This window comes from Scytonema sp. HK-05 (assembly GCF_963872035.1).
GTDB lineage: Bacteria > Cyanobacteriota > Cyanobacteriia > Cyanobacteriales > Nostocaceae > Kalymmatonema.
Map to the genome: position 1 here is coordinate 1 of NZ_CAWMYC010000119.1, position 12698 is coordinate 12698.

14 protein-coding genes are annotated in these 12698 nt (G+C 40.1%); 9 read left to right on the forward strand and 5 right to left on the reverse strand.

Annotated features, from left to right (window positions below; all coding sequences use genetic code 11):
- The first annotated feature begins 433 nt into the window (after positions 1 to 433).
- Positions 434 to 913, forward strand: coding sequence for a hypothetical protein (locus tag AACT52_RS24895; protein WP_083630530.1), 480 nt, complete (start codon positions 434 to 436; stop codon positions 911 to 913).
- Between the two features lie 29 nt (positions 914 to 942).
- On the forward strand, positions 943 to 1134 hold the full coding sequence (locus tag AACT52_RS24900) for a hypothetical protein (protein WP_073633735.1): 192 nt from the start codon (positions 943 to 945) through the stop codon (positions 1132 to 1134).
- 344 nt (positions 1135 to 1478) lie between these two features.
- On the opposite strand, the gene AACT52_RS24905 is transcribed toward AACT52_RS24900, so the two are convergent.
- Positions 1479 to 1949 (reverse strand): NADAR family protein, encoded by a 471-nt coding sequence (locus AACT52_RS24905; RefSeq protein WP_073633736.1) that lies wholly within the window; start codon positions 1947 to 1949, stop codon positions 1479 to 1481.
- A 159-nt stretch (positions 1950 to 2108) separates the two neighbouring features.
- Here AACT52_RS24905 and AACT52_RS24910 point away from each other — a divergent pair, with 159 nt between their 5' ends.
- From AACT52_RS24910 to AACT52_RS24920, 3 genes are read left to right on the forward strand one after another with little or no spacing between them, the layout of a single operon-like run.
- Complete coding sequence (locus AACT52_RS24910; RefSeq protein ID WP_073633737.1) at positions 2109 to 2597, forward strand: DUF2243 domain-containing protein; 489 nt, start codon at positions 2109 to 2111, stop codon at positions 2595 to 2597.
- A 41-nt stretch (positions 2598 to 2638) separates the two neighbouring features.
- A complete protein-coding gene (locus tag AACT52_RS24915) occupies positions 2639 to 3244 on the forward strand; it encodes a DUF4129 domain-containing protein (protein WP_073633738.1) in 606 nt (201 codons plus the stop codon).
- Positions 3241 to 4662, forward strand: coding sequence for a DUF4350 domain-containing protein (locus tag AACT52_RS24920; protein ID WP_083630532.1), 1422 nt, complete (start codon positions 3241 to 3243; stop codon positions 4660 to 4662). Before AACT52_RS24915 ends, AACT52_RS24920 begins: the two co-directional genes overlap by 4 nt.
- A 62-nt stretch (positions 4663 to 4724) precedes the next feature.
- Here the strand turns inward: AACT52_RS24920 and AACT52_RS24925 are convergent, their stop codons facing one another.
- Entirely contained in the window at positions 4725 to 5696 is a 972-nt protein-coding gene (locus AACT52_RS24925) for a stage II sporulation protein M (RefSeq protein WP_073633739.1), read from the reverse strand.
- A gap of 83 nt (positions 5697 to 5779) precedes the next feature.
- On the opposite strand from AACT52_RS24925, the gene AACT52_RS24930 reads away from it, so the two are divergent.
- Both AACT52_RS24930 and AACT52_RS24935 read left to right on the forward strand, forming a co-directional pair.
- On the forward strand, positions 5780 to 6643 hold the full coding sequence (locus AACT52_RS24930) for a DUF975 domain-containing protein (RefSeq protein ID WP_073633740.1): 864 nt from the start codon (positions 5780 to 5782) through the stop codon (positions 6641 to 6643).
- A 20-nt stretch (positions 6644 to 6663) separates the two neighbouring features.
- Positions 6664 to 7452, forward strand: a complete 789-nt coding sequence (locus AACT52_RS24935) for an RDD family protein (protein WP_073633741.1) — start codon at positions 6664 to 6666, stop codon at positions 7450 to 7452.
- Between the two features lie 29 nt (positions 7453 to 7481).
- On the opposite strand, the gene AACT52_RS24940 is transcribed toward AACT52_RS24935, so the two are convergent.
- Entirely contained in the window at positions 7482 to 8282 is an 801-nt protein-coding gene (locus AACT52_RS24940) for a DUF1868 domain-containing protein (protein WP_198940986.1), read from the reverse strand.
- Positions 8283 to 8491: 209 nt separating this feature from the next.
- On the opposite strand from AACT52_RS24940, the gene holA reads away from it, so the two are divergent.
- Both holA and AACT52_RS24950 read left to right on the forward strand, forming a co-directional pair.
- Positions 8492 to 9478, forward strand: coding sequence for a DNA polymerase III subunit delta (holA, locus tag AACT52_RS24945; RefSeq protein ID WP_073633743.1), 987 nt, complete (start codon positions 8492 to 8494; stop codon positions 9476 to 9478).
- Positions 9479 to 9584: 106 nt separating this feature from the next.
- Entirely contained in the window at positions 9585 to 10055 is a 471-nt protein-coding gene (locus AACT52_RS24950) for a DUF4168 domain-containing protein (RefSeq protein WP_073633744.1), read from the forward strand.
- Between the two features lie 446 nt (positions 10056 to 10501).
- Here AACT52_RS24950 and AACT52_RS24955 read toward each other — a convergent pair whose 3' ends face one another.
- Both AACT52_RS24955 and AACT52_RS24960 read right to left on the reverse strand, forming a co-directional pair.
- The gene (locus AACT52_RS24955; RefSeq protein WP_073633745.1) at positions 10502 to 11221 is read right to left on the reverse strand and encodes a spondin domain-containing protein; all 720 of its coding nucleotides are present in this window, start codon (positions 11219 to 11221) and stop codon (positions 10502 to 10504) included.
- A gap of 438 nt (positions 11222 to 11659) precedes the next feature.
- On the reverse strand, positions 11660 to 12274 hold the full coding sequence (locus AACT52_RS24960) for a LuxR C-terminal-related transcriptional regulator (protein ID WP_083630534.1): 615 nt from the start codon (positions 12272 to 12274) through the stop codon (positions 11660 to 11662).
- Between the last annotated feature and the right edge of the window lie 424 nt (positions 12275 to 12698).

A 12698-nucleotide genomic window follows, 5' to 3' on the forward strand; every position in this document is an offset into this window, starting at 1 on the left:
CCTCGTTACCAGGTTCAACCTGGTAACGAGATATTAGAGCCTCTGGCTCTTGTTGGGTGCAAGATCTGAGGTATAGCATTGCACTCGTGGTAAGTCGCCATACGTCAACTGATGTTTTCAGTAAATCTATTTAAGACAAATTTGTAGATTTGTCTTACGTTGACCTACTCCTTAACTGTCAAGGCAACGACAACCACCAACATTATTGCAGCAGACAAAGCATAAGCACTTAATACTTGAAGTGTTAACTTTGCCATAGCCATACTGTCAAAATCTTTTCTAGTTAAGTATTAAAAAATATTTGCAAAAATCATATTTTTTCTAAATAATAAATTAATAATAATTTTAAATATTAGTAGTTATGCTAGTAGGAATTTCAGCAAAAGCTAAACTTTGTATCTTGCTCAGTCACAGTTAGTAAAACACGCAAGTCATGAAACGTCTGGAGCACGTTGATCCTGTTTTTGACCAACTATTTGCTAAAATTCCCCCGGAAATTACTGATACTTTCACAGAAGAGCAACTAAAAGCCATCAAAAAGGTTTTTGGCTCTCGTAATTGGGGTCGTCATCCTTTAGACTTGCGAGTTTCCGTTCCTATTCCAGGACTACGGTTTTATTTGGTGTTATTAGCTGGTTCGGAACGTGCCTTGAAACAGCGCTTGCAATATGAAAAAACCGTATATCCTCTTTGGACTGCTGGTAAGATCGTGTTCCTCACAGGATTTTTGATTATCCTATTGGCTTCTAGCTTCACGACTTTTTCCTTTTTATTTTCCTTACTGACTTCCGTACCTACTTCGCCCTACCCTACATCAATTCCCTGGCTTCATAATAAGTTTGAATGTGAACACACCGGTAGAACTTGGAGAGACGGAGATTGTTGGGATTCTGAACACAATCCTATGTTCTAAAGCGTACTCCTAGTGACAGGAAAAACAATATGCCTCAAAACCGTTTCGCCAAAGATTCTTCTAAAACTGACCCTTTTGTACAAGAGTTTTTCGCCCGCATTCCTCCTAAAACAGCAACGACTTTTACCGATACTCAATTAGCTGCGCTCAAACAGGTCTTTAAGGAGCGCATTAGCAAACGTCATGCTGTGGATGTTAAGCTTTCGATGCCATTTTTTTAACAAGGCTTTTATATAGTTTTGTTATTAGGCAAGGAAAAGCGATCAAAAAAGCGTCTACAAGCTGCAATTTTCCAACCTGTAAACAGCATTTTCCTGACAATATCGGGAGTGATGCTAATAACTTCTTTGCTTGGTTCGTTCTATATATTTAAAATGACGTCGAGAATGAATTTGTTTCCAAATCAAGAAATTCAAATACAAAAATCTAAGAGTTTGTCGAATATTTAACGGACTTTTAGATTTAGCAATGGTGCAGCTACCAAGTGTCTGGGGGAAAATGGTCATCCCCCATTTGAATGAAATCACCTAATTTCTTGTGAAAATATAGGCACAGGAGCGGTAAATTAATCAAAAATGACTGACAAAGATGGTAACTTGCGGATTTCTTCGCGCACACTCATAAGGACTTTACCAAGATGATTGTGACCCGTTTTCTCTGCACCGCAACCCCAGAAATAATCGGTTGGCGAGTTTTCTACAATCAGGTTGTCACCCGTGGTTAAAAGGATTTCTCTAATATCGGTATGCGTAAGAAACTTTTTGAGTACAGCTTCTCGCATCACTTGAGTTTTGACCTCCTCCCAGTCCACACGAATTTGGTGCGTGGGGTCGCGTCCTAATGCCGCAGCGAGTTCTGGTGTCTCAGCATTATGGATCAGAGGTATAATGACCGCATCTGAGGTTCCAACAAACTTTTGAGCTTGATAATAATGCTCAACTGTTGACCAATAGATGTCCTGCATGATGATTCCATGAGGAGAAAAATTGGAAAAACACCCATAGGGCTGCCAAACCTTGTAAAAGTAAATAGTCATTTGAAAATTGCTGTTTTATACATCAATATCCATCATCACGGTAGATACTAGCAAGAAGTGGTTTGCTTTGAATTCCACCACAGTACTTGTCTAAAGGCAGAAGATTGCTTTCAAAATAGAGTTCTATGGTGATAGAAAAGTGTGTTTGAGAGGTTGATGATGGAAGCGAAGAGTGAAAAGAGCAAGCAACGTGCCCCGTTGATTGTTGCTGGAATTTTCCTTGGTTTGGGTCTTGGTGGGTTCTTTGATGGCATTGTACTGCATCAAATTCTTCAGTGGCACCATATGTTGAGCAATGTTCGACCTATGACCACAATTTCTAATATAGATGTCAATACAGTTTGGGACGGCTTATTTCACGCCTTTGATTGGATAATGACTGTGATTGGAGTGGTGTTGCTGTGGCGGGCAGGAGCGCGTGAAGATGTTCCTTGGTCATCTAACATCTACTTTGGGTCAATACTGATGGGTGCTGGTTTGTTCAACTTGGTTGAAGGAGTGATTGACCATCATATTCTTGGCATCCATCATGTAAAACCAGGACCGCATCAGTTGGCTTGGGATTTGGGATTTCTTGCCGTGGGTGCGCTTCTTGTTGTCGTTGGGTGGGTAATGATACAAAAGAACGGTAAAAATGATGAATTATGAGTGCTAAATGTTGAAAAATTTCATAATTCATAACCTGTACTATGTCTGCAGATGCTTTTGAAAAAACAAGCTGGGGTTGGCAAGTTTCCCAGATTCAACAACAAGTTGGAGAATGGTTTGAATACCAGTTATCCAGATTTGATTGGGCTTTGCCAAAATTGTCACCTCAATGGTCAATTGATGACTGGGTGCTGAAGTTGCTGAACTTTATTTTTTGGCTTTCGCTAGGCTTATGTTTAGTTTGGGTTGGTTGGCGTTTGTGGCGAGAACTCCGCCCTTATTTTAACTCAAGGCTTGCTGGTCACAATTCCACTAATTCTCATTTCAAAATTGTAGAAAGTGAATTATCTGTAGCTCAATGGGTGACGCGATCGCAAGAATTTTCTCATCAAGGTAATTACCACCAGGCATGCCGGTGTCTTTACTTCGCGATGTTGGAGCACTTGCATGAGCAAGGAATTCTCCCTCACAAATCCAGCCGTACAGATGGAGAATATCTACAATTACTACAAATGTTTACAACTTCAATACAGCCTTATGAGACTTTGATGATCACTCACGAGCAATTGTGTTTTGGCAATGCTGAAATTTCGGCAGACAATTATGAGCATTGTCAGCAAGCGTATCAGGAGATTTCCAACACATGAAACGCTCAAACCGTCTGGCTTGGATTGGGGCGATCGCGTTGGGAGTTATGGTAATACTTAGCTTCTTTGCAGCTCCAACCAGCAGCAACATCAATAGTGGTTCCACTTACAACCGCGCTCCCGATGGTTACGGCGCTTGGTATGCTTATATGGAAAAGCAAAAAACTGGTATCAAGCGCTGGCAAAAGCCTTTTAGTGATTTCAATACAGAAAAACGTGCCACTCTATTACAAATCAATAGCCAATTGACACAGCCTGATCTGGATAGTGAAGAGAAAAAATGGCTAGAAAAAGGCAATACTTTGATTATTTTGGGTGTGCGCGATAGCGTGACAGCAGCAGAGTTTACCACCATGCACAAATCTCCAGTTGGAGATGTCAAAATACAGACGCGACGACGGCGACAGATCAAAGCTGAGGAAAAGGTTTCTTTAGGCGATCGCTTTGGTGCTGTTGTGTGGGAAAAAAATTACGGGCAAGGAAAAGCTATTTTTTCTACAACTCCCTACTTAGCTGCTAATGCCTACCAAGATGAGCAAAGTAATTTTCAGTATTTATCAGATTTAGTGAGCCAAAAAGGTCATGTATTATTTGTAGATGAATACATCCACGGCTACAAGGAACCGAGTGTCAGAAAAAGAGAAGGTGAAGGAAATTTATTAAGTTATTTTACCAAAACTCCTGTCTTTCCAGCGTTTCTACAACTGCTTCTACTACTGTTGGTACTCATTTGGTCACAAAATCGCCGCTTTGGTAAACCAGTAGCGTTAGATACACAAGTTGTTGACAACAGTGAAGCCTACATCAAAGCTTTGGCAGGAGTTTTACAAAAAGCTAAATCCAGCGACTTTGTTGTAGAGATGCTAGGAAAAGCAGAACAACGACAACTACAGAGGGGCGATCGCGTCGGTGTAGGCGTCTTTGACCGCCAAATGCATACATGGATTCCTCCAGAACGCGGTCAAAATCAGCTGAGTCGCCTCATTGAGCGCTTAACTCCCATTCAACCGGTGTTGTTAGAATCTGATTACGTAGGGGCGGTTACACGTGTTGTGCAGCAGCAAACTAGGCGTTGTCTAGTGGTGGTGATTACCGATTTAGTTGATATGACCGCCTCTGGTGAACTTCTAGCCGCACTTTCCAGGCTTACACCTCGTTATTTGTCGTTTTGCGTTACCCTACGCGATCCTCTAGTTGACCATTTGGCACATACTACCATCGCCTCTTTGAAAGAGGGGGAAGGGGGGGTGAGAGCTGCCTATACCCGTGCTGTCGCTTTAGATTTATTAGCGCAAAGGCAAGTCGCATTTGCCCAACTCAAACACAAAGGTGTGTTGGTGTTAGATGCGCCAGCAAATCAAATAACTGAACAATTAGTAGATAAATATTTGCAAATCAAAGCACGGAATTTGCTTTAACAGTTATCAGTTATCAGTTATCAGTTATCAGTTATCAGTTATCAGTTATCAGTTATCAGTTATCAGGTTTCACTGTTCACTGCTGTAAACTTGCGACTACAATAAGCCACCAAAAATATAAATAATCCCATTCCAACAAGATATTTAATAGGTTCTGGAACATTAGGATGAGGAGAGAAAAAGCCTTCAATAATGCCAGCAATAATCAACATTGGTACAATACCAAAAATTAACTGTACCGCTTGAGAACCGTAGAATTTCAGTGCATCTACACGGCGATATTTACCAGGAAATAAAATAGCTCTTCCAAGTAAAAAACCTGCACCACCTGCAAAAAAGATGGCTGGTAATTCTAGAGAACCATGCGGAAAAACAAATGCCCAAAAAGGATAAGCAAGATGATTTTGACCTACCAAAGTAGCAATAGCACCAATCGACAAGCCATTAAAAACCATCAAATAGGCTGTAAAAACTCCTGCGGTGATTCCACCAGCAACCGCACCAAAGGATACTGACAGGTTGTTAATCATGATACCACTAGACGCTAGCGGTTCAATGCCGACAATAGACCCCATCCACAATTTACGCTCGTCTCGTACCAATTTGATCAGTTTTTCTGGGACTACAATTGACAGAAAAGTTGGATCTTGCCACGCATACCACCAAGCAATTATCGCTCCTAGTAAAAATAGGGCAATGGCAGTCGCTGTATATGGGAATGTCTGTTGCACTACGGCTGGTAATCCCCATTTGTAAAATTGCACTACGGCTTGCCACTCTTGTCGTCGTGAACCTTGGTAAATTTGGCTATAACCTCTATTTGTTAATAAATGTAAGTTTTGTACCAAAACATTACCTAATTGTTGAGTACGAGCGCGAGCCAAATCTGCGGCTACTGAACGATATAAACTTGCTAATTCTCTAATTTCTGCTGCCGGTAGAGACTTTAGTCCTTTTTTCTCTACCTGCCTTAATAAGGCATCCAATCGCTGCCAATTTGGTTCTCGCCGCGCGATCCATCGTTGAATATTCATGAATTTTAGGAATACTGAATATTAACTTATCCTAAAATAGCCTCACATTTATCGCCCTACTTTATAAGAGAGACTTAGACATCATGTCATATAATATTGGTTCTCCGAGTCCAATACAACCTCTGAGTCTTGGAAATGTTGTCAACGCCGGATTACGGTTATATCGGTCTCATCTTAAGGATTATTTTTTACTCGCTTTGAAAGCTTATGTATGGCTACTTGTTCCATTTTATGGGTGGGCAAAGTTTTATGCTTTATCAGCACTCATTTCTCGATTGGCTTTTGGTGAATTGGTGAATCAACCTGAAAGTATTTCTTCTGGTCAGCGTTTTGTCAATTCTCGGTTGTGGCAGTTTTTTATTACGATACTGTTGATGTTTCTTTTAGGTATTGGAATAGTCGTCGCTGTTGTGATTTTAATTGTCTTTTATAGCTTTTTATCGGTGGTGCTGGTTGGGGGAATAGGTCAACTAGGCAATTTTAATACATCTGTTTTATATGCCCTATTTGTTCTACTAAACATCGTGGTAAGTCTTGTTGTCCTTGTGGCAATTTTATGGCTATTGACGCGATTTTTTTTAGTAGATGCGCTGCTTGTTATTGAGGATAATGTTGATGGTACATCAACAATTGCTCGAAGTTGGGAGTTAACTCAGGGTTACGTCTGGCGGGTTCTTTTGATTTCGTTGGTTGCCTTTTTGATTACAATACCAATCCAAATTTTTGTTCAGATTCTTATTACTATTATTCAGTTGCTTTTTGCGCCTTTAATAGAGCAAAACTCACCAGTTTTCAGTCTCATTTATTTGCTGCTGATTCTGGCTTTGAGTTTTGCCAGTGGTGCGGTGGTGCTACCATTTTGGCAAGCGATTAAAGCTGTTGTTTACTATGACCTACGGAGTCGTCGTGAGGGATTAGGCTTGAGATTACGCGACCATGATATTTAAACGCCAGCGTAAAAATTGCTATGCATATATTTCAACGTGTTAAATTCAGCACACCAGAAAGTGTCGAACTCGAGTTTCCCCTTGCTGGGATTGGTAATCGCGCTTGGGCACTACTGATTGACTATCTCGTTTTGGGTGTGATATTGATACTGTTCTTAAGTGCTTGGACAACAGTTTCCATTCAACTATCTGATTTGTGGAAATCTATATTCCGTGATCAAGCAGCTTTTTGGTTGCTGGCGATCGCATCTCTCATCGGCTTTGCTATTTATGGAGGATACTTTGTATTTTTTGAAACTCTATGGCAAGGTCAAACCCCTGGGAAACGCTTTGCAAAAATTCGTGTCGTGCGAGATGATGGTAGACCGATTGGGCTGCAACAAGCAACACTGCGTGCCTTACTGCGACTATTTGACGAAGTTCTGTTTATCGGGGCAATTCTTATCATGTTTAGTAACCAGGAAAAGCGTTTGGGTGATTTGGCTGCTGGCACAATAGTGATTCAAACTCAGATACCTACTCCATCCACAACTTTAACTATTTCAGAACAAGCAAAGTCTGTCAGCGAGCAATTGCTACAAATAGCCGATTTGTCAGCCATACTACCTGACGATTTTGCTGTTATTAGGGAATATTTACTTAGACGCAGTGCAATGGTAGCAAAGGCAAGAGCCTCAGTAGCTCTGCGACTAGCTAAGGATATTCAAGCAATGATTCACTTAGAAAAGATACCAGAAGCTGTCACCCCAGATGTGTTTTTAGAAGCTATTTACCTTGCATATCAAAAATTTTCTGACTTTAAATTTTAGGCTGCAAAAGACTGACGATGACTGAATGTTTAAGCACTAAAATCTAAACTTGGCCAGTCTGGTTGGCGATAATAGCGCGTCATGTCGTCAAACTTCCGGAGTTCGGCACGATGTATGGTAAATTCTGGGGAATTCTCTGTCCATTGCTGATTCAACTCAGAAAACATGGTAGCAAGGCGATCGCGGTCTAGACTCGGTGAAATCTCTCCAAAATAGCCCAATGTCACATGTGCTGTGAAATGATAATGTTGTTCAATTCCCAATGCCATCAAGTTGGAATTTTGATAAATTGCGCGACGCAGGTTGACAATTTGCTCGTAACAGGCTTCATCCTGAGGTACCAAACAAACGCCTACAGCTCTTGGCATCACTACGAGTCCCTGAAGAAGCCAGCGAATGGGATGAGTTTGCCGCTGCATTGATTGTTGATACTGCTCAAAGATTTGCGCAACGCAAGAGCGTAGCTGTTCTTCAAATTGTGGATTCTTTTCGCAAGCGTCATGGTAAGCACTATCCCAAATCAAGTCCGCCAAAGTCAAATGAAAGCTAGCAGGAGGTACAAGCACAATCCAATCAGAATTTACACGTTTGAGCTGTAAAAGTTCCTGTTGGTAACCCTGTAAGCGTGCGTAGAAAGTAGAGTTGTCTGTTTCTTCTTCCCAAGGTGGAGTAATCACCGTATAGCCAGGAAAAGGTTCTGCTTGCCTTACTCCCTCGGAATTAGGCTGAAATTTAGAAGATTCCTGGATATGCTGGATCTGAGTTTTACACGCTTCTGGTAGCGTCATCCGCGCTAAACGATTTAAGTAAGTTTGATATTTGTCGTCCAACCTTCATATCCTCGAACTCCACGCTTATTGATTGTAGGCAAAACTACTCGCATTAAATAAGCAATTTAAAAACTATTTAGCTTTTTTAAGGTGGTAGGGTGATGAGAGGGATGAGGGGGATGAGGGGGATGAGGAAATATGCATGACAATCTCTGGGCTGAAGCCATAGAGATTGTTAAGAGTCAATTCTAGTTACAGTGAGGTTCCCTATGGTTGTCTACTTTTACTGGGGTGAGGATGATTTTGCTATAGAAAAGGCGGTTGCACTTGTGCGCGATCGCGTCCTAGATCCCTTATGGACAAGTTTTAACTACACAGTACTGCCTCCAGATCTACCGGATGCGCCGATCCAAGCATTAAATCAAGTGATGACACCACCTTTTGGAGCCGGTGGACGCTTGGTATGGCTTGCAAATACTACCCTTTGCCAGCAATGTTCAGACAATGTGCTATCTGAATTGGTAAGAACTCTACCAGTCATCCCGGAAAATTCATTTTTGTTGCTCACTAGTAGTCACAAACCAGACGAACGCCTCAAATCTACCAAAATTTTGAAAAAATTTGCCCAATTCCAAGAATTTCCTTTAATCCCGCCTTGGAAGACCGAACTATTGGTGCAGTCTGTCACTCAAGCTGCTCAAACACTAGGAGTGAAGCTGACTCCCAAAAGTGTAGAGATGTTGGCAGAAAGTGTAGGCAATGATACACGCCTTCTGCACAACGAGTTAGAGAAATTACGGCTTTATGCTCAAGGTAGCAATCAGGCTTTAGATACAGACGCCGTCGCTCAGTTAGTCCAAAATACAACTCAAAATAGCCTACAATTAGCAGCAGCAATCAGAACAGGCGACACAGCTAGAGCAAGCGCGATATTGACCGACATCATCAATGCTTGTGAGCCTCCTTTGCGAATAGTTGCTACGCTTATTGGTCAATTTCGCACTTGGTTATGGGTCAAGCTGATGATAGAAAATGGTGAGCGCAATTCACAAGTTATTGCTAAAGCTGCGGAGATAGGCAACCCGAATCGCATTTACTATTTACAAAAAGAAATTCAATCTGTTTCTGTGCAGCAACTTATTGCCAGTTTACCTATATTGTTAGATTTGGAAGTTAGTCTCAAACAAGGAGCTTCAGAGATGTCAGCACTACAGACTAAAGTTATAGAGCTTTGTCAAGTATGTCGAGGAACTTGACAACAAAAACAAACATTTGATGGTTTGGGTGTTTTCTGGAACTTCTCACTCCTAAAATAATTCACAGTGATTAACATATCCCGACTGTAGTTGTTTCATAAAGCAAATGAGAAGATATTACCATGGCTTTTTCCGACTTAGTCTAGTTCGGATACTTTCCCAATCTTTGTTTGTGGGCGTTATTGCGACTGCCAGTTTGGTTTCTAGTGCTTTAGTTTTGAGTTCAAAAGCCGATGCTCAAGCTCCACAATCAGTTAACCCTAATGAACTTAGAAGTTACGCTAAAGCTGTGTTAACAATGGAGCCACGGCGTCAACAAGCCTTTGATGAAATAAAAAAAATTATTGGTAACGGCGAAGTTCCTAAGATTGTTTGTAACGATAAGAACAGCTTAGGTGGTCTTCCTGGCAAGGCTAGAGATATTGCTGTGAATTACTGCCAAAGCTATCAAAAAGTTGTTGAAGAAAATGGTCTAACAATTGACAGATACAACACGATTACTACACAGGTACAAAGTAACGAAGATTTAAAACGACAGATGTACAATCTACTACTTCGCCTACAAAAAAATCCTTAATTTCTGTTGACACCATCGAAAAAAAGATGAAATATTTTCCAAGTAAAAATTGATGAAACTCGTTTCAACCGCAAAGGAGGAGATGTCATAAATCCAAACTTAAATAACTCAATAAGTGGTTGAACCATGAATGACCCTAAATATATTTAGGAGTTGATTGTGAATGAGTAATTATTTAGTGTAGACGCAAACATTATGTATTGCGTCACTGTGTAGCACTACACAGTGCTTGATACACAGTCACGTAAGTAGGCAGGCGGAAATAAATTGAGCTATATAAAGATTTGTAAAAACGCCTAAAACCCTTACTAATGACGTCGGACTGCCTTAACAAGTGAACTTTATTTGTACCGACCTACTTATTGCAGGGAAAGCTTTTTAAGAATCGGAATCTTAGGTATCCAATTTAGCAGAAAAAGTCTCCATAGCAAAAATACGGCTTTAGCTTAAAAAACTCTCTCTTGCGGTGGTACAGACACCGTTTCAATTTTGATACGAGCTATCTCATAGTTTGGAATTGTAACATTGCCATGAGCAAACATACAATGATAACCAATATGCTTATGTATAAATGTGTCTTTAGCAGCGCCTGCGTAAGTACTGAATGTTTCTGAGAAGAAAACTCCTACTTGATTGGCTGATAATTCATCATTCACGTCAACACCTGCACCAATCACTTCAGAACTGAACACAATGAAATCAGCACCAATGAAGTTACCTTCTGTGTCAAAAATTTGATGAGCAAGTTTGTCTTGATTAGCAACAAAAGTATCATTCCCAATAATCACTGCCTTGTAGCTGAAGTAAATTTGACGTTTTATTTCAGTATTAATCGAGAAGGTAAATGATACAGTATTAGCCGCACTGGTATTAGCCAATGGTCGAAATAGACCAACAATGATTCCTTGAAAAAGACCAGAACCACTGGTTGTAAATTCTTGAGTGAGATTCATAAGATTGCCATCTTCAGCCGTTCGTTTGATACCTTGTCTCGTAGCATCTTCTAAATGTAAAGTATCAAAATTACCATCATGCAAACCAAACCAAAAATGGCTTATACATAGTTCTTTTGGCGGGGTCAAGTTTTCAACCGTCAGCTTAAGAGTAGTCATTTTAACATGATTTTTAAATCCAGTCTCTGTATTTCTTTGCTTAAGCTGCTGCATGATATGATGTATTTTTTTTTAATTGACGACTTGCTTTTTGTTTAGTTGCAGTAAATTCCTATTTTTTAAATACTAAAGTGCGTGTATCTATATACATAAAAATGTCACGCTGAACGTAACGTAGAAAAACATAGTCTCTTGCAAATACCCTTTGGCAAGCCGCAAGAACTAGGCATCTTTGCTTTGTTCAGAATGACATTTGAAATTTCAACTTGGTATGACTACCAAATATCCCGTTTCTGTAGTAATTACACAATAAATGATTTTCATATAGCAACAAAGTACCCTCAAGGGTACTCTTGGATGAATAGTAGTTGTTTCTAAAACGTAGACGCGTTCGGCGTGCCGTAGGCTACCGTCCTATGCATGAAGGCGCATGCCCGTAGGGCTTTAGACGCCTTAGACGTATGCCTCGTGCCAATGAATTATGAATGCTAACTAATCTTCATTCTCACAATCTAAACAGGCTTGTCGCTTTGCGTGAATATTTTTCATGTGCTTTTTCACTGTATTTACAGTAATGTAAAGCTGAGCAGCAATCTCTTTGTAGCTGTATTTTGCTCGATAAAGATACCAAATTTCAGCTTCTCGCGGTGTCAATTCGTATTTTCTAACTTCAGCCAGTGCAACATTTTTCAAAGATTCACATTTATTTTCAATTATCACTAAAAGGCAAGAGCGGTTAAATCGATCTAAGCTTAGCCATCTCGCCCTGACGCGAAAAATTTTTGACCGATCTACTACAATTTCATTAGATAAAATTATGATTTTATTGGGGTAAAGGCTACGGTCTAGTAATGTTTTGCAAAGACGCCAGATAGCAGGTGGGATAAAATTGGAGTTGGAACTGTCTTGATTGAGTTGAGAAAGAATACGATAAGCAGATGTATTGGTATAAATGAGTTCGCCCGTCTCGTTTAAGAGTAAGATACCGTCTTGTAAGTTTTCAATCACTTCTTGCAAAAAAGAAGCTTGCTGCGAATTATGCAACTTAATGGTATCTAGCTGTTGTGGTTGAACTGGTGTTTTTGCGGATATTTTTGTTATGATCATGGGAGATGCTTCAATTTTCACAATATTATTAATTTAATAATTTTATTTGAGTTGAAGATATGCACCTTGAATCGTCTTAAAATTGTAGATGAATGACACATGAAAATGCAGAAGAGTGTGCCATTTATGACGTGCCACACTATCATAGGAAACTTTCAAAAGTTTTTATAGCCTTGTTGACAAGTTGATTGTAAATACAGCTCTTGAATGCTCTATTTCGGATGCAGATATTGCAATAATTTAATTAATTTATGTATAGGTAAATTTTTATAAAAGCATCTAGGAAATAAACATGATGCTTAGCAGTGATGAGTTTTTTAGTTTGAAGTTTGGTATCATGTCCGGATGAACACTTATAAAAAACGAACAACCTCAAGAGCTTTCGGCACCCTCTCCGACCTCGCGGAGAGGGTTGGGGTGAGGT